Origin of the sequence: Dietzia massiliensis (genome assembly GCF_018390595.1) — a bacterium.
Classification (GTDB): domain Bacteria; phylum Actinomycetota; class Actinomycetes; order Mycobacteriales; family Mycobacteriaceae; genus Dietzia; species Dietzia massiliensis.
The window spans coordinates 1-20,350 of record NZ_JAHBAV010000021.1; the positions used below are offsets into that span (position 1 = coordinate 1).

20 protein-coding genes are annotated in these 20,350 nt (G+C 71.7%); 19 read left to right on the forward strand and 1 reads right to left on the reverse strand.

The annotated features are described in order from the left end of the window. Positions 1-103: 103 nt before the first annotated feature. From KHA85_RS07865 to KHA85_RS07935, 15 genes are all read left to right on the forward strand, one after another. Positions 104-1,048: a metallophosphoesterase family protein gene (locus KHA85_RS07865; protein WP_213185380.1), complete on the forward strand. Its 945-nt coding sequence runs from the start codon at positions 104-106 to the stop codon at positions 1,046-1,048. After that, positions 1,048-1,779 (forward strand): 4'-phosphopantetheinyl transferase family protein, encoded by a 732-nt coding sequence (locus KHA85_RS07870; RefSeq protein ID WP_213185381.1) that lies wholly within the window; start codon positions 1,048-1,050, stop codon positions 1,777-1,779. Before KHA85_RS07865 ends, KHA85_RS07870 begins: the two co-directional genes overlap by 1 nt. Continuing rightward, positions 1,776-2,687, forward strand: coding sequence for a tRNA pseudouridine(55) synthase TruB (truB, locus tag KHA85_RS07875; protein ID WP_213185382.1), 912 nt, complete (start codon positions 1,776-1,778; stop codon positions 2,685-2,687). Before KHA85_RS07870 ends, truB begins: the two co-directional genes overlap by 4 nt. A gap of 23 nt (positions 2,688-2,710) precedes the next feature. Then, on the forward strand, positions 2,711-3,673 hold the full coding sequence (locus KHA85_RS07880; protein WP_213185383.1) for a bifunctional riboflavin kinase/FAD synthetase: 963 nt from the start codon (positions 2,711-2,713) through the stop codon (positions 3,671-3,673). Positions 3,674-3,788: 115 nt separating this feature from the next. Next, entirely contained in the window at positions 3,789-4,058 is a 270-nt protein-coding gene (gene rpsO / locus KHA85_RS07885; RefSeq protein WP_007632724.1) for a 30S ribosomal protein S15, read from the forward strand. A 377-nt stretch (positions 4,059-4,435) separates the two neighbouring features. Further along, complete coding sequence (locus KHA85_RS07890) at positions 4,436-6,697, forward strand: polyribonucleotide nucleotidyltransferase (protein ID WP_213185384.1); 2,262 nt, start codon at positions 4,436-4,438, stop codon at positions 6,695-6,697. A 112-nt stretch (positions 6,698-6,809) separates the two neighbouring features. Further along, a complete protein-coding gene (locus KHA85_RS18460; RefSeq protein ID WP_213185385.1) occupies positions 6,810-8,156 on the forward strand; it encodes a M16 family metallopeptidase in 1,347 nt (448 codons plus the stop codon). 34 nt (positions 8,157-8,190) lie between these two features. Continuing rightward, positions 8,191-8,940: a 4-hydroxy-tetrahydrodipicolinate reductase gene (gene dapB / locus KHA85_RS07900; protein ID WP_043567482.1), complete on the forward strand. Its 750-nt coding sequence runs from the start codon at positions 8,191-8,193 to the stop codon at positions 8,938-8,940. A gap of 10 nt (positions 8,941-8,950) precedes the next feature. Beyond that, positions 8,951-9,430 carry a hypothetical protein gene (locus KHA85_RS07905; protein WP_007629934.1) on the forward strand — a complete coding sequence of 160 codons (480 nt, stop codon included), beginning with the start codon at positions 8,951-8,953 and terminating at the stop codon, positions 9,428-9,430. After that, positions 9,427-9,879 carry a flavodoxin family protein gene (locus tag KHA85_RS07910; protein ID WP_007629933.1) on the forward strand — a complete coding sequence of 151 codons (453 nt, stop codon included), beginning with the start codon at positions 9,427-9,429 and terminating at the stop codon, positions 9,877-9,879. The genes KHA85_RS07905 and KHA85_RS07910 overlap by 4 nt, the downstream gene beginning before the upstream one ends. 38 nt (positions 9,880-9,917) lie before the next feature. Further along, on the forward strand, positions 9,918-10,670 hold the full coding sequence (thyX, locus tag KHA85_RS07915) for an FAD-dependent thymidylate synthase (protein WP_007629931.1): 753 nt from the start codon (positions 9,918-9,920) through the stop codon (positions 10,668-10,670). A gap of 58 nt (positions 10,671-10,728) precedes the next feature. Further along, the gene (dapA, locus tag KHA85_RS07920; RefSeq protein ID WP_043567479.1) at positions 10,729-11,676 is read left to right on the forward strand and encodes a 4-hydroxy-tetrahydrodipicolinate synthase; all 948 of its coding nucleotides are present in this window, start codon (positions 10,729-10,731) and stop codon (positions 11,674-11,676) included. Further along, positions 11,673-13,907 (forward strand): ribonuclease J, encoded by a 2,235-nt coding sequence (locus KHA85_RS07925; RefSeq protein WP_236885357.1) that lies wholly within the window; start codon positions 11,673-11,675, stop codon positions 13,905-13,907. The genes dapA and KHA85_RS07925 overlap by 4 nt, the downstream gene beginning before the upstream one ends. Before the next feature lie 4 nt (positions 13,908-13,911). Next, positions 13,912-14,568, forward strand: a complete 657-nt coding sequence (locus tag KHA85_RS07930; RefSeq protein ID WP_213185386.1) for a TIGR03085 family metal-binding protein — start codon at positions 13,912-13,914, stop codon at positions 14,566-14,568. A gap of 61 nt (positions 14,569-14,629) precedes the next feature. Beyond that, positions 14,630-17,551 carry a DNA translocase FtsK gene (locus KHA85_RS07935; protein WP_236885358.1) on the forward strand — a complete coding sequence of 974 codons (2,922 nt, stop codon included), beginning with the start codon at positions 14,630-14,632 and terminating at the stop codon, positions 17,549-17,551. 3 nt (positions 17,552-17,554) lie between these two features. On the opposite strand, the gene KHA85_RS07940 is transcribed toward KHA85_RS07935, so the two are convergent. Next, complete coding sequence (locus tag KHA85_RS07940) at positions 17,555-17,836, reverse strand: YciI family protein (RefSeq protein ID WP_213185388.1); 282 nt, start codon at positions 17,834-17,836, stop codon at positions 17,555-17,557. Positions 17,837-17,924: 88 nt separating this feature from the next. Here KHA85_RS07940 and pgsA point away from each other — a divergent pair, with 88 nt between their 5' ends. The 4 genes from pgsA to KHA85_RS07960 all read left to right on the forward strand — a co-directional run bounded on the left by pgsA (position 17,925) and on the right by KHA85_RS07960 (position 20,305). Further along, positions 17,925-18,512, forward strand: a complete 588-nt coding sequence (gene pgsA / locus KHA85_RS07945; protein ID WP_213185389.1) for a CDP-diacylglycerol--glycerol-3-phosphate 3-phosphatidyltransferase — start codon at positions 17,925-17,927, stop codon at positions 18,510-18,512. A gap of 7 nt (positions 18,513-18,519) precedes the next feature. Beyond that, a complete protein-coding gene (locus KHA85_RS07950; RefSeq protein ID WP_213185390.1) occupies positions 18,520-19,050 on the forward strand; it encodes a CinA family protein in 531 nt (176 codons plus the stop codon). Between the two features lie 16 nt (positions 19,051-19,066). Beyond that, positions 19,067-19,381, forward strand: a complete 315-nt coding sequence (locus KHA85_RS07955; protein WP_213185391.1) for a helix-turn-helix domain-containing protein — start codon at positions 19,067-19,069, stop codon at positions 19,379-19,381. 96 nt (positions 19,382-19,477) lie between these two features. Next, complete coding sequence (locus KHA85_RS07960) at positions 19,478-20,305, forward strand: PspA/IM30 family protein (RefSeq protein ID WP_213185392.1); 828 nt, start codon at positions 19,478-19,480, stop codon at positions 20,303-20,305. The last annotated feature ends 45 nt before the right edge of the window (positions 20,306-20,350 follow it).

Sequence of the window (20,350 nt, forward strand, 5' to 3'; positions counted from 1 at the left end):
GGATTCGCCTCGTCGCCGTGGGGATGCGGGTGCGCGGTGACCGGTGGGTGGTCCTCGGCGCGCGCACCCCGGGGGCCGCCGGAGCCGGCGCGGAGGCCGCCGGATGACCGCGGGTACCGGCGCGGAGGCGGGACCGTCGCTGCGGGCGGTGTCCGATCTGCACGTGGGGCACCGCGGGAACGCCGACGTGGTGGACGACCTCCAGCCCGGCCACCCGGGCGACTGGCTGATCGTGGCCGGAGACGTCGCGGAGAAGACCGGCCACGTGGTGGACGCCCTGGAGCGTCTGGCGGCCCGGTTCGAGCGCGTGATCTGGGTGCCCGGCAACCACGAGTTGTGGATCGGGCGCGACGACGAGGGGATGACCTCCACCACGAAGTACGACCGGCTGGTGGAGGCGTGCCGGGCGATCGGCGTGGACACCCCCGAGGACCCCTACCCCCTGTGGACCGGCCCCGGCGGGCCGGCGTGGGTGGTGCCGATGTTCCTGTTCTACGACTACAGCTGGACCCCCGTGGCGGGGCAGGCCCGCGCGGAGGCCCTGGCCCGGGCGCGCGAACGCCGGGTGGTGGCGTCCGACGAGTTCCTCATCGACCCGGGCCCGTTCGGCGACGCCGTGGCGTGGTGCCGGGAGCGTCTCGTGGCCACCACGACCCGGCTGGCGCGCCTCGACCCCGCCCATCCGACCGTGCTGATCAACCACTGGCCGCTGTTGCGCGAGCCCACGCGCGTACTACGCCACCCCGACTTCGCGCTGTGGTGCGGGACCGAGCAGACGGCCGACTGGCACCGCCGCTACCGGGCGACCGCGTGTGTCTACGGGCACCTGCACATCCCGCGCACGACCGTGCACGACGGCGTGCGCTTCGAGGAGGTCTCGCTGGGCTACCCGCGGGAGTGGGGGGCCCGTGGGCGTCCGGAGCCGCTGACACGCCAGATCCTGCCCGCCCCGGACGCGCCGCAGGTGCGGTGGGTGCGCGGCGGCGACGGCATGCCGCGGCTCGCCCGGCCCGGGGAGAGCGCTCCGGAGCTCGAGGAGGAGCGGTGATGGCCGATTCGTTCCGCGGTGACCTGTTCCCCGACGACGTGGCAGTGGTGACCGACACGGAGCTCGGCATGGACGACGCCGCCCTGCTGGCGTCGTTGTACCCCGTGGAGGTCGAGCAAATCCGTGCGGCGGTGGAGCGGCGCAGGGTCGACTTCGCCGGGGCGCGGGCCTGCGCGCGCGAGGCCATGACGCGGCTCGGGGTGCCTCCCGGCCCGGTGCTGCGGGGCGCGCGGGGCGTGCCGGTGTGGCCCGCGGGGCTCGTGGGCACGCTGACGCACACCGACGGTCTGCGCGCGGCCGCGCTGGCCCGGGCCGGTCGGGTGCGATCGGTGGGACTGGACGTCGAACGGCACGAACCGCTCGCCGACGGGGTGCTCGAGGCGGTGTCGCTGCCGGAGGAGGCGGCGTGGGTGCGTGCCGCGCGCACGGAGATGCCGTCGGTGGCGTGGGACGCGCTGCTGTTCACCGCGAAGGAGGCCACGTACAAGGCGTGGTTCCCGCTCACCCACCGGTGGTTGGGGTTCGCCGACGCGCACATCACCCTGGTACCCGACGGGGACGACGACGAGGTGGTCCGGGGCACGCTCGTCTCGCGGATCCTCGTCGACGCGCAGACGGTGGACGGCGGCCCGGACGCGACCGAGTTCCACGGCCGCTGGGCCGTCCGGGGCGGCCACGTGGCCTCGGCGATCGTGCTGCGGCCCGCGGGTGTCGATAGCGTGGGGCCGTGACGCCGCGTAGACCCGACCCCCGTCCCGCCCCCGAACCCGGCCTGGTGGTCGTGGACAAGCCCGGGGGGATGAGCAGCCACGACGTGGTGGCGCGACTGCGCAGGTTCTTCGGCACCCGCAAGGTCGGACACGCCGGCACACTCGACCCCATGGCCACGGGTGTGCTCGTCGTGGGCATCGAACGCGCCACCAAGGTGCTCGGCATGCTCGCGCTGGAGACCAAGTCCTACGAGGCGACCATCCGCCTCGGCGAGACCACGACCACCGACGACGCCCAGGGGGAGACCACCGCGACCGTGGACGCCTCCGCGGTGAGCGACACCGCGATCGACGCGGCCGTGGCCGACCTGACGGGGGAGATCGACCAGGTGCCGTCGGCGGTCAGCGCGATCAAGGTCGACGGGAGGCGGGCCTACGACAGGGTGCGGGCGGGGGAGGAGGTCGAGCTCCGGTCCCGGCGGGTCACCGTCTCCCGGTTCGACGTGCTCGAGCGGGTCCGCGCCGGGGCGGTGATCGACCTCGTCGTCGTCGTCGACTGCTCCACGGGGACCTACATCCGCGCGCTCGCCCGTGACCTCGGCGCCGCGCTCGGCGTCGGCGGTCATCTCACGGCCCTGCGTCGGACCCGGGTCGGACCGTTCGGGCTCGACGTCGCCCGCACGCTCGACGAGCTGGAGACCGATCCGACCCTGTCCCTCGACCTCGACGCGGCCGCCCTGGCCGCGTTCCCCCGCCGCGACATCGACGCGGACGCCGCCGAGGGGCTCCGCCACGGACGGTGGCTCGAGGCCCGGGGTGACACCGGAGTCGTCGCCGCCGTGGGCCCGGACGGCCGTGTCGCGGCGCTGGTCTCGGAGTCCGGACGCCGCGCCGCTCCGGTCGTGGTCATGCGCCCGGCGGGGCTGTGAACCCCGCGCGTAAGGTGGGCGCCGTGCAGCTGTGGCGGACGTTCGACGAGATCGTGATCCCCGACGGCGGGACCTCCGTCGCCCTCGGGGTGTTCGACGGACTCCACCGGGGGCACCGCGCCCTCGTGGACCGCGCGGTCGGCGCGGGTCGCGAACTCGGTGCCAGCCCGGTGCTGGTGACCTTCGACCCCCATCCCGTCGAGGTCGTCCGGCCGGGCACGCACCCGTCCGTGCTCACCCCCCTTCCCCGGCGTGCCGAGCTCGCCGGGGGATTCGGCGTGGAGGCCGTGTTCGCGCTGCCCTTCGACCGCGAGATGGCCTCGTGGGAGCCCGACGAGTTCGTGGACCGCGTCCTCGTCTCCGGGCTCCACGCCCGCGCCGTCACCGTCGGACGCAACTTCACGTTCGGTCGCCGCGCCGCCGGCACCCCCGAGACGATGCGAGCCCTGTGCGCGGAGCGGGGGATCGCGTGCGAGGTGGTCGACCTGCTGGAGTCCGGCGGCGAGACCGTCTCCTCGAGTCGGATCCGGCGCCTGCTGTCGGAGTCCGACGTCGCCGCCGCCGCGGAGATCCTCGGCCGCCCCCACCGCGTCTCGGGCGTCGTCGTGCACGGCGCCGGGCGCGGGGGCCGGGACCTGGGCTACCCGACCGCCAATCTCGACCTGCCCGAGCACACCGCGGTCCCCGCCGACGGCGTGTACGCGGGCTGGTTCACCGTCCTCGACGACGGCCCGGTGGACGGGTCGATCGTCCCGGGGCGCCCGTACGCGTCCGCGATCTCCGTCGGCACCAACCCGACGTTCGGGGACGCCGCGCGCAGTGTCGAGGCGTTCGTGCTGGACGAGTCCGCCGACCTGTACGGCCGGACGGCGGCCGTCGACTTTGTCGACCACGTGCGCGACATGGAGAAGTTCTCCTCCGTGGACGAGTTGCTCGTGGCGATGGACCGCGACGTCCGACGCACCCGCACCGTGCTCGGGGCCTGACCGCGCCCGAATTGGGACCGCCGCCCCCGGCTGGTAACGTAGCCGGTCGGCCCTGCTGCGGTCCGCGGCGGCGGTGGCCTCACATTTTCGCGGACTGGAACAACCAGGAGTCATCATGGCGCTGAGCACCGAAGAGAAGAAGGCCGTTCTGGCCGAGTACGGGGTCCACGAGACCGACACCGGGTCCCCCGAGGCCCAGGTCGCGCTGCTCACCCGTCGCATCCAGCAGCTCACCGAGCACCTCAAGACCCACCAGCACGACCACCACTCGCGTCGTGGCCTGCTGCTGCTGGTCGGCCGTCGTCGTCGGCTGCTCAAGTACATCGCCAAGGTCGACATCGCGCGCTACCGCTCGCTGATCGAGCGCCTCGGTCTGCGCCGCTGACACCGGCCCGCCCGGACCCGTCGACGATCCCCGCCCTCAACGTGAGGGCGGGGATCGTCCGCATCCGGGCGGCGCGGTCTCCCTCGCGTCGGGGGGCGGTGCCCGCGCGCCCCGGTGACCCGGGCGTTTATCCCTGATAACCTCAGGTGCAGCCGGTGCGCACGTGCCGGGGTGGTCGACAGGTCCGATTGGCGGTCCTCGGTAGTGGCCGCCGGAACCCGACGCACGCGGGGTCGTTGAGAGCCGCGTGAGTGCCGTTCCGGCCGCTTCGATCGAAGACCGAGGTCGTACCGGGACCCCCTTGACACGTGACCGGCGGCCCCGGCGGACCCGGATCCGCCGCGAGGCTCCACCACCCCCGATACGACAGGAAACACATGTCACAGATCACGGCCGTCGAGATCGAGGACGGCGTCTTCGAATCCGTCGCGACCATCGACAACGGCGACTTCGGCCGCCGCGAGGTCCGTTTCGAGACCGGCCGGCTGGCCAAGCAGGCCGCCGGCTCGGTCGTCGCCTACCTCGACGACGACACGATGCTGCTGTCCGCCACCACCGCGGGCAAGCACCCCAAGGACCACTTCGACTTCTTCCCCCTGACGGTGGACGTCGAGGAGCGGATGTACGCCGCCGGCCGCATCCCCGGCTCCTTCTTCCGTCGTGAGGGTCGCCCCAGCACCGACGCGATCCTCACCTGCCGTCTCATCGACCGGCCGCTGCGCCCGACCTTCGCGGACGGTGTCCGCAACGAGGTCCAGGTCGTCGTGACCGTCATGAGCCTCGATCCCAAGGACCTCTACGACGTGGTGGCCATCAATGCCGCCTCCGCGTCCACCCAGCTGTCCGGGCTGCCCTTCTCGGGTCCCGTCGGCGGCGTGCGCGTCGCTCTCATCCCCACGGCCGCCGACCCGGCCGGCCAGTGGGTCGCGTTCCCGACCTCCGAGCAGCTCGAGGGGGCCGTGTTCGACATGGTCGTCGCCGGCCGCGTCGTCGGCTCGGGTGACGACGCGGACGTCGCGATCATGATGGTCGAGGCCGAGGCCACCGACAACGTCATCGAGAAGATCGCCGGCGGCGCACAGGCGCCCACCGAGGAGGTCGTCGCCCAGGGGCTCGAGGCCGCCAAGCCGTTCATCGCGGAGCTGTGCGCCGCCCAGCAGGCACTGGCCACCGCCGCGCCCGGGACGCCGCGCGAGTTCCCGCTGTTCCCGCCGTACGCGGACGACGCGTACGCCGCCGTCGCCGAGGTCGCGGAGACCAAGCTCGCCGAGATCATGCGCATCGCGGACAAGCAGGAGCGCGAGGTCGCGACCGACGAGCTCAAGGCGTCCGTGCTCGACGAGCTCGCCGACCGCTTCGCCGACCGCCTCGGCGAGATCGGTGCCGCGTTCAAGTCGCTGACCAAGAAGATCGTCCGCCAGCGGATCCTCACCGACCACTTCCGGATCGACGGCCGCGGCGTGCGCGACATCCGCGCGCTGTCCGCCGAGGTCGAGGTCATCCCGCGCGCCCACGGATCCGCGCTGTTCGAGCGCGGCGAGACCCAGATCATGGGCGTCACGACGCTCGACATGGTCAAGATGGCCCAGCAGATCGATTCGCTCGGGCCCGAGACCAGCAAGCGCTACATGCACCACTACAACTTCCCGCCGTACTCCACCGGTGAGACCGGCCGCGTGGGCTCGCCCAAGCGTCGCGAGATCGGCCACGGCGCGCTCGCCGAGCGTGCCCTCGTGCCGGTGCTGCCCAGCGTCGAGGAGTTCCCCTACGCCATCCGCCAGGTCTCCGAGGCGCTCGGGTCCAACGGTTCCACCTCCATGGGCTCGGTGTGTGCGTCGACGCTGTCGCTGCTCAACGCCGGCGTGCCGCTCAAGGCGCCCGTCGCCGGCATCGCGATGGGCCTCGTCTCCGACGAGGTCGACGGCGAGACCCGCTACGTTGCCCTCACCGACATCCTCGGTGCCGAGGACGCGTTCGGCGACATGGACTTCAAGGTCGCCGGCACGGGGATGTTCGTCACCGCGCTGCAGCTGGACACGAAGCTCGACGGCATCCCGTCAGAGGTCCTGGCCGGTGCGCTCACGCAGGCCCGTGAGGCCCGCCTGACCATCCTTGACGTGATGGCCGAGGCGATCGACGAGCCGGACGAGCTGAGCCCGTTCGCGCCGCGCATCATCGCGATCAAGGTCCCCGTCGACAAGATCGGCGAGGTCATCGGGCCCAAGGGCAAGATGATCAACTCGATCACCGAGGAGACCGGCGCGTCCGTCTCGATCGAGGACGACGGCACCGTGTACATCGGCGCCACCGACGGCGAGTCGGCGCAGGCCGCGATCGACAAGATCAACGCCATCGCCAACCCGCAGCTGCCCAAGGTCGGCGAGCGGTTCCTCGGCACCGTGGTCAAGACCGCGCCCTTCGGCGCGTTCCTGTCGCTGCTGCCGGGCCGTGACGGCCTGGTCCACATCTCGAAGCTCGGCGGCGGCAAGCGCGTCGGCAAGGTCGAGGACGTGGTGAACGTCGGCGACAAGATGCAGGTCGAGATCGCCGACATCGACAACCGCGGCAAGATCAGCCTCGTGCCCGTGGGCGAGGACTCCGACAACGGCTCCGACGCGGACGCCGGCGGCGACGACTGATCCCGTGCCCGGCGCCCCCGGAGGGGCCCGGGCACATCCGAGGCACGCACCCCGCGCGGGGTGCGTGCCTCGTTCGTTCGAGCCGCGAGAAGCAGACCGACGATGGAGGGCCGTGAACCCAGAGATCCGCGTGGACCGGACGATCCCCGGCGTCAGAGTGGTGACCGAGGAGCTCCCGTGGTGCCACACCGCCGCGGTCGGCATCTGGATAGGCGCCGGGTCGGCGGACGAGGGCCCCGACGAGCACGGCGCGGCCCACTTCCTCGAGCACGTCCTGTTCAAACGCACGACCACCGCGTCCGGGCGCGAGCTGTCCGAGCGGATCGACCTGCTCGGGGGCGACCTCAACGCCTACACCGGGCGCGAGCACACGTGCTACCACGTCCAGGTCCCCGCCGAGGGGCTGGACACCGCCGTCGACGTCCTGGTGGACGTGGTGGCCAACGGGTCCTGCGACCCGGAGGACGTCGAGGTGGAGCGCGACGTGGTCCTCGACGAGTTGGCCGGTCGGGCGGACGACCCGGAGGACCTCGCGTGCGAGCTCGTGGCCACCGCGGCGCTGGGGCGCGACCCGCTCGCCCGCCCGGTGATCGGCACCGAGGAGTCGGTCGAGGCGCTGGACGCCGACACCCTGAAGGCGTTCCACCAGCGCATCCTCGGCTCCGGGGACGTCGTGGTGGCGGCCGCGGGCCGCATCGACCACGACGCGCTCGTCGCCCGGATCGCCTGCGGACCGCTGCCCGTGGCGGTGGCGCGGAGTCTCCCCGGCGCGGATGCTCCCGCCCGGCCGGGCGGGAGCCCGCGGTCCCTCGTCACGGCTCGCGGGCGGCTCGCCGTCGACGGCGCCGACCCCGGCTGGGCGACCGCTCCGGTGTTGGTCGGCGAGGACGAGGACTCCGAGCAGGCACTGCTCGCCCTGGCCCGTCGTACCCCCGCGCGGGGACACGGTGACCGAGCGGCCGCCCAGATCGGCACCGCCGTCCTGGGCGGCGGGCTGAGCTCACGCCTGTTCCAACGGATCCGGGAGGAGCTCGGCCTGGCCTATACGGTCTACGCCGGCATGGACCAGTTCCACCCGACCGGGCTGCTCACCGTGGTCGCCGGCTGCCCCGTCGACCGCGTCGGATCCCTGCTCGGGGAACTCGGCGAGGTCGTCGACGGGATGCGCGCGGCGCCGCCCTCGTCCGACGAGGTCGACCGTGCGATCGGGCACCTCACGGGCTCCATCAGGCTCGGCCTGGACGACCCCCTGTCCCGGATGACGCGGATCGGACGACACCTCCTCGACCGCGACCGGGTCGTGACGGTCGAGGACTCCGTGGCCCGGCTGCGGCGGGTCACCGCCGGTGAGGTCGCCGACTACTGGGGCGCCGAGTCCGCACCCTGGTGCCTGGCCGCCGTCGGACCCGGCATGCCGGACGACGGCACGGCGGGCTTGCTCGCGCGCGTCGGCGGATAGTCTGGAGAGTACGACGATGACCACGGAGGAGACGATGACGGTGACGAAGGTCGGGGTGCTCGGGGCACGCGGCAAGGTGGGTTCGGCGATCTGCGAGGCCGTTCGCGCGGCCGAGGACCTGGAGCTCGTCGCCGAGGTCGACCAGGGCGACCCGCTCAGCGCGCTCGTCGACGCGGGGGCCGAGGTCGTGGTCGATTTCACCCATCCCGATGTGGTCATGGGCAACCTGGAATTCTGCGTCGCCAACGGCATCCACGCCGTGGTCGGCACGACCGGGTTCACCGACGAGCGCCTCGAAATGCTTCGCGGCTGGCTCGCCGACAGTCCGGACACCGGGGTGTTGGTCGCACCCAACTTCGCGATCGGCGCGATCCTCATGATGAGGTTCGCCGTGCAGGCGGCGAAGTACTTCCCGTCCGCCGAGATCATCGAGCTCCATCACCCGAACAAGGCGGACGCGCCGTCCGGGACCGCGCACCGCACCGCCGCCATGATGGGCGCCGCGCGCGCCGAGGCGGGGCTCGGTCCGTCGCCGGACGCCACCTCCACCGCGCTCGACGGCGCCCGGGGAGCCGACGTCGACGGCGTCCGCGTCCACTCCGTCCGGCTGACCGGCCTGGTCGCGCACCAGGAGGTGCTCCTCGGGACGCAGGGGGAGACCCTGACGATCCGTCACGACTCGCTGGACCGGTCCTCGTTCGCCCCCGGCGTCCTGCTGGGTGTCCGCTCGATCGCCGGAGCCCCGGGGCTGACCGTGGGACTCGACGACTTCATGGATCTGTAGGTCGCCCACAGTGGACAGAGTCGTCAAACCCCTGGTCATGGCCCTCACCGCGGCGGGCCTTGTCGTGGCCTTCCTCTACCTGCTCTACCTGGGGTGGTCGATGTTCCGCGCCTCGGAGCACCTGTCCGTCCGTGGTCTCGGGGTGGGGATCCTCCTGCTCGCCGTCGTCGGGGCGTGGGCCACCTGGGCGATCGTGCGCAACGGGCTCGAACTACAGAAGATCTCGGCCGCGGCCGCCGCCGAGGGCGTGGAGCTGGACCTCACCGGGCTGGACCGGCGCCCCTCCGGCCGTCTCGAGCGTCACGCGGCCGACGAGCTGTTCGACCGCGTCAGCGCCGAGTACCAGGCGGCGCCGGACGACTGGCGGTCCACCTACCGTCTCGCGCGCGCCTACGACCATGCCGGTGACCGCGTCCGGGCGCGGGATATGATGCGCACGGCCATCTCGCTGCACGAGGCCGAATCGGCGCCGGGAGGGGACCCGCGATGAGCACCGTGTTGCTCGTCCACCACGCGCCGTCGCCGCGGCTGCGTCGCATCCTGGAGGCCCTCGAGACCGGGCTCGCCCACCCGGAGCTGGAGGGCATCGCGGTGGAGTCGGTACCCGCCCTGGCCACCACCGACGACCACGTCCTGCGAGCCGACGGCTACGTCCTGCTTACCCCGGCGAACTTCGGGTACATGTCCGGTGCGCTCAAGCACTTCTTCGACCGCACCTATTACACCTGCGAGGGCGCGGTCTCCGGCCGCCCCTACGCGTTGTGCGTGCACGGCGACAACGACACAGCGGGTGCGGTCACCTCCGTCGAACGCATCACGACCGGCTGGGGCCTACGGGCCGTGGGCCCGGCCGCACAGCTCACGGGCGAACCCACACGCGAGGACCTCGACGCCGTCGCCGAGGTCGCGGCCACGGTCGCCGCACACCTGCTCGGCTGAACCGCCGGGCGCACCACGTCACCACGAGGAGACCCATCATGTCCGAGCTCGTCCGGCGGCAGGTCCGCATGGTCGCGCACACCGAGTTCCTCCCACCCGACGAGGTCGGCTGGGAGACCGACGCGGAAGGGGGGTCCGCGCTCGCGGAGTTCGCCGGCCGGGCGTGCTACCAGAGCTGGGACAAGCCCAACCCGCGCACCGCGACCAACGCGGGGTACCTCCGTCACATCCTCGAGGTGGGGCACCTGTCGGTGTTCGAGCACGCCAGCGTGACCTTCTACATCACCGGTATCTCACGATCCTGTACCCACGAGCTGATCCGGCACCGACACTTCTCCTACAGCCAGCTCTCCCAGCGGTTCGTCCCGGAGCACGACTCGAAGGTCGTCCCGCCCCCGGCGATCGCCGACGACCCGGAATTGGTCGAGATCTTCCGCCGGGCCACCGACGCCTCACGCGACGCCTACGCGGAGATGCTCGCGAGGCTCGAGGAGAGGTTCGCGGACGTGCCCAACCCGATGTTGCGGCACAAGCAGGCCCGGCAGGCGGCCCGGTCGGTGTTGCCGAACGCCACCGAGACCCGCATCGTCGTGACCGGCAACTACCGCTCGTGGCGGCACTTCATCGGGATGCGCGCCACCGAGCACGCCGACACCGAGATCCGGGGCCTCGCGATCGACGTCCTGCGGCAGCTGCGCGAGGCCGCGCCGGCCGTGTTCTCGGACTTCGAGATCGCCACCCTCGAGGACGGATCGGAGATCGCGGTCAGCCCGTACGTGCTCGAGGGATGAGCACACCCGCTGGGTCGGAATCGGGATCCGGACCAGGCTGCGGGTACCCTGGGAGACCATGACACACGTGACCACCGGGGGGCCGACACCGGCCGGTAGTGGCCGGGCCCCCGCCGAGACAGGGCGCCCGGCGCCGTTCGGCACGGTCGTCACGGCGATGGTGACCCCGTTCGGGGCCGACGGCTACGTCGATCTCAAGGCCGTCGCACGTGTCGCGCGACATCTCGTGGACTCCGGATGCGACGGCCTCGTCGTGTCGGGGACCACGGGCGAGTCGCCCACCACCACCGACGCGGAGAAGATCGCGGTCCTCGAGACCGTCCTCGCCACTGTCGGGGACAGGGCGACGATCGTCGCGGGCGTCGGGACCTACGACACCGCGCACTCCGTGCACGCGGCCCGACAGGCCGCGGCCTCCGGGGCGCACGGACTGCTCGTCGTGACCCCGTACTACTCCAAGCCCACCCAGGCGGGCCTGGACGCCCATTTCCGCACCGTCGCCGACGCGACCGACCGGCCGGTGATGCTCTACGACATCCCCCCACGGTCGGTCGTCCCGATCCAGGCGGAGACGCTGATCGGTCTGTCCGCACACCCGAACATCGTGGCCGTCAAGGACGCGAAGGGTGACTTCCACGACGCGGTCACCGTCATGTCGCACTCCGACCTCATCTATTACTCGGGGGACGATCAACTCAACCTCCCGTGGCTCGCCGTCGGAGCGAGCGGTTTCGTCAGCGTGATCGGCCACGTGGCCGCGCCGCGTCTGGTCGAGCTGCGCCGCGCGTTCCTGTCCGGAGACATCGAGACGGCCCGCCGGATCAACCTCGGACTCCTCCCGCTCTTCGACGCCCAGCGGGCGCTCGGGGGCGTGTCGATGTCCAAAGCAGCACTAGAACTTCTCGGGATCCCGGCCGGTGTGCCGCGACTCCCGCAGTTACCACCCACCGACGAGCAGCGAGGGGCCCTCGAGGCACTGCTGCTCAGAGCAGGAGTCACCAGATGACGGAAAGTTCCTCCACCGGCCGCGGACGCGGCCGTACCCGACGCGCCGCGGGCCGCCCCTCGGGCGAGCCGGCGCCCACCACGGCGGTGCAGTTCACCGAGCCGATCCCGGCCGCGGACACCCCTGCCGCCGAGTCGGCGCCGACCCGCTCCGGCAGGGACAAGGCTCAGCAGGACAAGACCCAGCAGGACAAGGGCCAGCGCGGCGGCCAGCAGGGCAGGTCCGACCAGGGCAACGGCGGCCAGAACAAGGGCGAGCAGGACAAGGGCGGCCAGAGCAAGGCCGACCAGGGCAGGACCCAGCAGGACTCGTCCAGGGGCGGCTCACGGGGTCGCGGTCGCGGTTCCGCCTCCGGCGGTCAGGAGGGTGGCGGTCAGAAGTCGGGCGGCCAGAAGTCCGGCGGTCAGAACGGCGGCAACCAGGACTCCGGCGGTCAGAACGGCGGACGCGGTCGCGGCGGCCGCAGCCGGGGTCGCGGACGCGGCGAGACTTCGACGGCCGAGTTCGGTGGCGTCAAGACCATGCAGGGCGGGGACATGACGGTCCGTCTGCCCAGCCCGCCGAAGCCCCGCAAGGGTGCCCTGCGGATCGTCGCGCTCGGCGGCATCTCCGAGATCGGCCGGAACATGACGGTCTTCGAGTACGACTCGAAGCTGCTCATCGTGGACTGCGGCGTCCTGTTCCCGAGCTCGACCGAGCCCGGAGTCGACCTCATCCTCCCGGACTTCGGGCACATCGAGGACCGCCTGGACCAGGTCGAGGCGCTGGTCCTCACCCACGCCCATGAAGACCACATCGGGGCGATCCCGTTCCTGCTCAAGCTCCGCCCGGACATCCCCGTGGTGGGCTCCAAGTTCACCCTCGCGCTGGTGGCGGCCAAGTGCCAGGAGCACCGCATCAAGCCGGTGTTCCGCACGGTCGACGAGTCCAGCGTCAGTGACCTCGGCAAGTTCCAGGTCCGGTACTTCGACGTCAACCACTCGATCCCCGAGTGCCTGGGCGTGGTCATCAAGGCCGGCGACAACACGGTGATGATGTCCGGCGACATCAAGCTCGACCAGCTGCCCACCGACAAGCGCCCCACCGACCTGCCCAAGATGTCGCGGTTCGGCGACGAGGGTGTCGACCTGCTGCTCCTGGACTCCACCAACGCGACCACGCCGGGCATCAGCCCCTCGGAGTCCGGAGTCCGGCCCGCCCTGCAGCGGCTCATCGCCGACGCGCGCCAGCTCGTGGTGGTGGCCTGCTTCGCCTCCAACGTCTACCGCGTCCAGTCCGTCGTCGACGCCGCCGCCGCCACCGGACGCAAGGTCGCCCTGACCGGTCGGTCGATGCTCCGGAACATGGAGATCGCGCTCGAGATGGGGCTCCTCACGGATCCGGACAGGGTTCTGGTGGACATGGACACCGCCGCCAAGCTGCCCTCCGAGAAGGTCCTCGTGATGACCACCGGTACGCAGGGTGAGGCCATGGCCGGACTCTCGCGGATGGCCCGCCGCGAGCACCGGCAGATCAACCTGTCCGAGGGTGATACCGTCCTGTTCTCCTCGTCGATCGTCCCGGGCAACGAGGAGTCCGTCTTCGGCGTCCAGAACGGACTGTCGCAGATGGGCGTGAACGTGGTCACCAGCCGCGAGGCGGACATCCACGTGTCCGGCCACGGGTACTCCGGCGAGCTGCTGTTCATCTACAACGCCGTTCGCCCGAAGAACGCCATGCCCGTGCACGGCGAGTGGCGGCACCTGCGGGCCAACAAGGCGCTGGCGATCGCCACCGGCGTGGCCGAGGAGAACGTCGTCCTCGCCCAGAACGGCGTGGTGGTGGACCTCGTCGACGGCAAGGCCTCCGTGGTGGGCCAGGTGCCGGTCGGCAACCTGTACGTAGACGGCCTGTCCACCGGCGACATCGGGGACACCGTGCTGGCGGATCGCACGGCCCTGAGCGAGGACGGCTTCATCGTCGCCACCGTCGTGGTGGACCCGCGCACGGGACGACCCGTGAGCAAGCCGCAGATCATCGGCAAGGGCTTCACCGACGAGCCCGGCGCGCTCGCCCCGGTGGTTGAGCTGGTGGAGAACGCGCTGTGGGACCTCGCCGGCGAGGGCGAGACGGACCCGTACCGGATCGCCCAGGCCGTCCGTCGCACCGTCGGCCGCTGGGTCTCGGAGAAGTGGCGCCGCAAGCCCATGATCGTGCCGACCGTCATCACCTCCGCCGTCGCCGAGGTGTAGGACCGTGAGTCCCGATCGTCCGAGCCTGGCCCAGCGGGAGCGGAGCGCTCTCGTGGAGACGATGCGCGCCGCGGGGCCGGACGCCCCCACGCTGTGTGAGGGGTGGACGACCCGGGACCTGGCCGCCCATCTCGTCGTGCGGGAGGGGCGGCCCGACGCGGCGGCCGGGGTCGTGGTCCCCGCGTTCGCGGACCGGCTCGAGCAGATCCGGCTCCGCGAGGCCGAGCGACCGTGGGAGGACCTCCTGGCCGCGATCGCCGCGGGCGCGCCGTGGTACTCGCCGCTGCGCTACGCGGACCGTGTGGCCAACACGGCCGAGTACCTCGTCCATCACGAGGACGTGCGTCGCGGCGCCCCGGGGTGGACCAGGCGCGGCTTCGAGGTCGAGGATCTTGAGCGGGTCTGGACACTCGCCACCACCGTGGCGCGGACCTTCCTGCGCAAGGTCGACGCCCGGGTGGAGCTGCGTGCCCCCTCCGACATCGGCTCCGGGAAGATCTCGCCGGTCTCGACGGGAGCGGCCCTGGCGCCCTTGGTGAGCGTCTCCGCCGATCCGGTGGAGCTCCTGCTGTGGGCGTTCGGTCGCGACGAGGTCGAGATAGACATCTCCGGAGCGCAGCGGGGGATCGACGCCCTACAGGCCGTTCCGCGAGGTCTGTAGAACATCCCCCGCGCGTGTGGCTGCTGTTACCGGTGGTGCCTGAGACGATAGAGTGACGGTCATGGCATCCACCTCGAGCACGCGATCCTCCCGTGCCCCCGGCGGCCGACGTCCGGCTCCGACATCGGGAGCGAAGCGATCGACCACGTCCACCTCGTCGTCGTCACGGGGTGGCGGTTCCCGGCGTGGAGCGGTGGTCTCCACCCCCAAGAAGGGCACGCGCGGCGGCGCGAGGACGGCGTCGCCCGCCCCCGAGCGGACCTCCGGTGCGTTCGGCGCTGTCGGCCGCGGCCTGCGCGGGGGATGGTCGGCGGTGGCCAAGGGGGTCGGGCACGGTGTCCGTGGCCTCGGGGGAGGGGACGACGACGACAAGGTGATCCCTCCGCACCGCCGGGACGGTCTCGGGCTCGTCCTCATCGGCGTCGCCATCGTCTTCGCCGGAGCCGTCTGGTTCGGCGCCGCCGGGCCCGTCGGGGACTGGATCGACACCGGGATCCGCACGATCGTCGGCACCCCCGGCGCGTTGCTACCCCTGCTGTTGGGCGGGTGGGGCGTGCTCGTCATGGCGCGTGAGCCGCGACCGGACGTGCACTCGCGCTGGCTGGTCGGCGCCACCGTCACCGCCCTCGGCGTCCTGGGCCTGTGGCACCTCGGCTCCGGCTCGCCCACCGATCCGAGCGGAGTGCGATCCGGTGCCGGCGTCCTCGGCCGGATCGTCGGGGGCACGCTCGAGGCCGGCTTGTCGGTGTTCGTCGCCGTCCCGCTACTCGTGCTGCTGGTGGCGTTCGGTCTCCTCGTGATCGTGGGCAGGCCCGCTCGCGAGATCCCCGGCATCGTCCGCGGCTTCTTCGGCTGGGACGGCAGCGGCGACATCGTCGACCAGGACTATGACGACGCAGAGGGCGACGACTGGGACGACGAAGCGACCACCGCGTACCCGATCGCCGAGACCACAGGGCGCGAGGACTCCGGGCGTGCGGCGTCCCGGCGCAGCTCTCGGCGCCGCGTGGCGGCCTGGTCGGACACCCCCACCACGGGCGAGACCGTGGAGATGCCGCGGGCCTCACGCGCCGGCGCACAGGCACGGGACACGTCGGACCCGGACGTCCCCGGCGTCGGCGCGGCGCTCGATGACGAGACCCCGGCGCCGACCCGCACCCGGCGCGCCCCGCGCCGGACCGAGGTCCTGCCGGCCGGCGAGGACCCGGCGGCCGACCCCACGTCGGCGGCCGACCCCGCGGCCCGTGCCGCGGCGGAGGAGGCCCCCACCCGAGTGGCATCACCGCGGACCTCCGCACCCACGCCCGCGGCGCGTGCGTCCGCGCCCGCCCCGGTGACGCCCGCCGTGGACACCTCGGCCGTGCCGCAGACCAACACGCCGTCGACGCACACGGCCGCCGAGAGCGACACGGAGCGGCTCTCCTCGCAGACCCAGCTCCTCAGCGGCATCGACTACGCGCTGCCGCCGGTCAGCCTGCTCACCGCCGGCGACCCGCCCAAGGCGCGCAGCGAGTCCAACGACCAGATGATCGAGGCCATCCAGGGCGTTCTCGAGCAATTCAAGATCGACGCCGCCGTCACCGGTTTCACCCGCGGCCCGACGGTCACCCGCTACGAGGTGGAGCTCGGACCGGGCGTCAAGGTCGAGAAGATCACCGCACTGCACCGCAACATCGCGTACGCGGTGGCGACGGACAACGTGCGACTGCTCGCGCCGATCCCCGGCAAGTCCGCCGTCGGTATCGAGGTGCCCAACCTCGACCGCGAACTCGTCCGGCTCGCCGACGTCCTCACCGACCCCAAGACCGCGAGCAAGCACAACCCCATGCTCATCGGTCTGGGCAAGGACATCGAGGGCGACTTCGTCACCGCCGACCTCGCCAAGATGCCGCACCTGCTGGTGGCCGGCTCGACCGGCTCCGGTAAGTCGAGCTTCGTCAACTCGATGCTCGTGTCGCTGCTCACGCGCGCCACCCCGGACGAGGTCCGCCTCATCCTCATCGACCCCAAGATGGTCGAGCTCACGCCGTACGAGGGCATCCCGCACCTCATCACGCCGATCATCACGCAGCCCAAGAAGGCGGCCGCGGCCCTGGCATGGCTCGTCGAGGAGATGGAGCAGCGCTACCAGGACATGAAGTCGACGCGGGTGCGGCACATCACCGACTTCAACGAGCGGGTGAAGTCCGGCGCCATCACCGCGCCGCCCGGCAGCGAGCGGGTCTACCGCCCGTACCCGTACATCGTGGCCGTCGTCGACGAGCTCGCCGACCTCATGATGACCGCCCCTCGCGACATCGAAGACGCGATCGTCCGCATCACCCAGAAGGCGCGCGCCGCCGGCATCCACCTCGTGCTGGCCACGCAGCGACCGTCGGTCGACGTCGTCACGGGTCTGATCAAGACCAACGTGCCGTCGCGGCTTGCGTTCGCCACCTCGTCGCTGACGGACTCGCGCGTCATCCTCGACCAGGCGGGCGCCGAGAAGCTCATCGGTATGGGTGACGGCCTGTTCATCCCGATGGGCGCGTCCCGCCCGATCCGTATGCAGGGCGCGTTCATCACCGACGAGGAGATCCACGAGGTCGTCGACTACGCCAAGAACCAGGCCGAGCCGGAGTACGACGAGTCCATCACCGCCGCGAAGGACGACGGCAAGAAGGACATCGACTCCGACATCGGGGACGACCTCGACGACCTGCTCGCCGCGGTCGAGCTCGTGGTCTCGAGCCAGTTCGGCTCCACCTCGATGCTCCAGCGCAAGTTGCGCGTGGGGTTCGCCAAGGCGGGCCGCCTCATGGATCTCATGGAGTCCCGCGACATCGTCGGCCCCTCCGAAGGGTCCAAGGCGCGCGAGGTCCTGGTCAAGCCCGAGGAGCTGGCCTCGGTGCTGTGGATGATCAAGGGCGGGACCCCGCCCGAGGACGATCCCGGCGAGCAGCCCGCCGAACTCGACGCGCCGGCCGAGACGCCGGTCGGATAGCGGTCAGGAGAAGGCGCCGAACACGGGCTTCCATTCCCGCACGATGATCTCCGAGACCAACCCGCGCAGGCAGTGGGGGTCGTCGTTCACGAGGGAGCGCGCGGCCTCGTCGTCGTCGGTCTCCACGAGCAGTAACGCGCCGGAACCGTCGACGAACGGTCCCACGGACCGGATGACGCCGGCGGTGACCTGCGCGTCCAGCCACTCACGGTGGGCGGGCTTGTTGACCTCGCGCTCCTCACTCTGGGCTGCCTCGTAGCGGTAGGTGACGGCGAACAGCGGCATGGGGAGCTCTCCCTCGGGGGTCGGCGGTGACGGGCGGGGGTGCGCCCGCGACCAAGGGTATTCGTCGGTGTTTCGCTAAGGTGTGGGGGTGACTGCTTCCACGCGCGAGGACGGCCGCCCGGCCGCCGACGTCCCCGTTCTCAACATCGCGAACGTCCTCACCGTGCTGCGGATCCTCCTCGTGCCCGTCTTCGTCGTGATGTTCTTCGTCGCGGGGGCCCAGGAGCCGTGGTGGCGGGTGGGCGCGTTCGTCGTCTTCGCCGTGGCCATGCTCACCGACTACGTGGACGGCTACCTCGCGCGGCGGCTCTGCCTGGTGACCGACTTCGGCAAGATCGCCGACCCGATCGCGGACAAGGCGCTCATCTCCGCCGCACTCATCTCGCTGTCCCTCGTGGGCGAGCTGTTCTGGGTGGTGACCGTCGTGATCCTCGTCCGCGAGGTGGGGATCACGCTCTGGCGCCTGTTCGGTGTCGACTACGTGGTGGCCGCCAGCAAGGGCGGCAAACTCAAGACCGTGACCCAGACCCTCGGCGTGGGAATGCTCATCCTGCCGCTGCCGCACTGGGTGTGGCCCGCCGAGTGGGTCGTCATGGGGATCGCCGTGGCGCTGACCGTGTACACGGGCGTGGACTACCTGGTCAAGGCCAGGCGGGCCGCGCTCGTGCGGAGCTGAGACGGGTATGGACGCCGTACCGCCGTCACCGGGCGCCGCGGCTGCCGTCGCCGCGCTGCGCGACCGCGGGTGGACCCTGGGTACGGCCGAATCACTCACCGCCGGGTTGCTCGCCGCGACCGTCGCCGAGGTGCCCGGCGCGAGTGCCGTGCTGCGCGGGGGACTGGTCGTCTACGCGACCCCCCTCAAGCACGAGCTCGCCGACGTGCCCGCCGACGTCCTCGAGCGCCACGGCGCGGTGTCCCCCGAGACCGCACGCGCTCTCGCGACCGGGGCGGCGCGACGCTGCGGCGCCGAGGTGGGCGTGGGGCTGACCGGCGTCGCCGGCCCGGACACCCAGGAGGGCAGGCCGGTGGGGACCGTGTTCGTGGGCCTGTCCACGCCGGACCGGGCGGCGTGGTCCGTTCCGCTGTCCCTGTCGGGCGACAGGGCCGCCATCCGCCGCGCGGCGTGCGAGGCGGCGTTGGGGCTGGTCGTCGCCGCGGCCGGTCGGGACGCCGAGGTCGACGACGACGACGGGAACGAATCCGGGAACTGACGCGTTATACCCGGTGATGCCGAACATCCAGATGACCACACTGCCCCGACCGGACCAGCCCGGAGCGACTCCGCTGCTGCGCGAGACCCTGGGTACCGTCCTGCGCGGGCTCCGCGGGGAGTCGGGTCGGACCCTGCGTGACGTGGCCGACGCCGCCCGGGTCAGCCCCGGCTATCTCTCCGAGATCGAGCGCGGCCGGAAGGAGGCCTCGAGCGAGCTGCTCGCCTCCATCTCCGGCGCGCTCGAGGTGTCCCTGGGCGAGATCCTCATCCGCGCCGCGCTCGAGGTCTCGACTCCCGGGACCGTCGCGGAACCCGTACTCGCGGCCTGACACCGCCGCCGCGTCGCCCGGTGGTCGCACACGGGCGTCGTTCGGTACCGTGGAACAGACCCGTCGTCCGAATCGGCAGAAGGACACTACGCAGCGATGGCCAATCCGTTCACCAAGGCATGGCGCTACCTCATGGCGTTGTTCGATTCGAAGATCGACGAGAATGCTGACCCCAAGGTCCAGATCCAGCAGGCGATCGCCGACGCGCAGCGCCAGCACCAGCAGCTCTCGCAGCAGGCCGCGGCGGTGATCGGCAACCAGCGTCAGCTGGAGATGAAGCTCAACCGCCAGCTCGCGGACATCGAGAAACTGCAGGGGTCGACCCGCCAGGCGTTGCAGATGTCCGAGCAGGCCCGCAACAACGGCGACATGCAGAAGGCCACCGAGTACGAGAACGCCGCGGAGGCGTTCGCCGCGCAGCTCGTGACCGCCGAGCAGAACGTCGAGGACCTCAAGGGGCTGCACGACCAGTCGCTCCAGGCCGCAGCGCAGGCCAAGAAGGCCGTCGAGCAGAACGCCATGGTCCTGCAGCAGAAGGTGGCCGAGCGCACCAAGCTGCTCAGCCAGCTCGAGCAGGCCAAGATGCAGGAGCAGGTCAGCGCCTCCCTGCAGTCGATGTCGGAGCTGTCCTCGGGCGGCAACACCCCGAACCTCGACCAGGTCCGCGACAAGATCGAGCGTCGCTACGCCAACGCCCTCGGCTCCGCCGAGCTCGCGCAGAACTCCGTGCAGGGCCGGATGCTCGAGGTGGAGCAGGCCTCCACCCAGATGGCCGGGCACAGCCGGCTCGAGCAGATCCGGGCGTCGATGAAGGCCGAGGGCGGTCAGCTGGGCCAGGGCTCCGGTGCCGCCGGCCAGATCGGCCAGGGCCAGTCCCAGCCGGCCACGCCGCAGCAGCAGCAGGCGCGGACCGAACAGCAGTGATCTCGCGGCCACGGGCCGTCGGCGAGCATGCCGGCGGCCCGTCGT

Coding starts and splice junctions, on each gene's coding strand:
- dapB (WP_043567482.1), top strand. CDS start 8,191: ATGACGGTGACGAAGGTCGGGGTGCTCGGGGCACGCGGCAAGGTGGGT.
- KHA85_RS07870 (WP_213185381.1), top strand. CDS start 1,048: ATGGCCGATTCGTTCCGCGGTGACCTGTTCCCCGACGACGTGGCAGTG.
- KHA85_RS07960 (WP_213185392.1), top strand. CDS start 19,478: ATGGCCAATCCGTTCACCAAGGCATGGCGCTACCTCATGGCGTTGTTC.
- KHA85_RS07955 (WP_213185391.1), top strand. CDS start 19,067: ATGCCGAACATCCAGATGACCACACTGCCCCGACCGGACCAGCCCGGA.
- KHA85_RS07890 (WP_213185384.1), top strand. CDS start 4,436: ATGTCACAGATCACGGCCGTCGAGATCGAGGACGGCGTCTTCGAATCC.
- KHA85_RS07865 (WP_213185380.1), top strand. CDS start 104: ATGACCGCGGGTACCGGCGCGGAGGCGGGACCGTCGCTGCGGGCGGTG.
- KHA85_RS07950 (WP_213185390.1), top strand. CDS start 18,520: ATGGACGCCGTACCGCCGTCACCGGGCGCCGCGGCTGCCGTCGCCGCG.
- KHA85_RS07910 (WP_007629933.1), top strand. CDS start 9,427: ATGAGCACCGTGTTGCTCGTCCACCACGCGCCGTCGCCGCGGCTGCGT.
- KHA85_RS07935 (WP_236885358.1), top strand. CDS start 14,630: ATGGCATCCACCTCGAGCACGCGATCCTCCCGTGCCCCCGGCGGCCGA.
- dapA (WP_043567479.1), top strand. CDS start 10,729: ATGACACACGTGACCACCGGGGGGCCGACACCGGCCGGTAGTGGCCGG.
- KHA85_RS07925 (WP_236885357.1), top strand. CDS start 11,673: ATGACGGAAAGTTCCTCCACCGGCCGCGGACGCGGCCGTACCCGACGC.
- thyX (WP_007629931.1), top strand. CDS start 9,918: ATGTCCGAGCTCGTCCGGCGGCAGGTCCGCATGGTCGCGCACACCGAG.
- rpsO (WP_007632724.1), top strand. CDS start 3,789: ATGGCGCTGAGCACCGAAGAGAAGAAGGCCGTTCTGGCCGAGTACGGG.
- KHA85_RS07940 (WP_213185388.1), bottom strand. CDS start 17,836: ATGCCGCTGTTCGCCGTCACCTACCGCTACGAGGCAGCCCAGAGTGAG.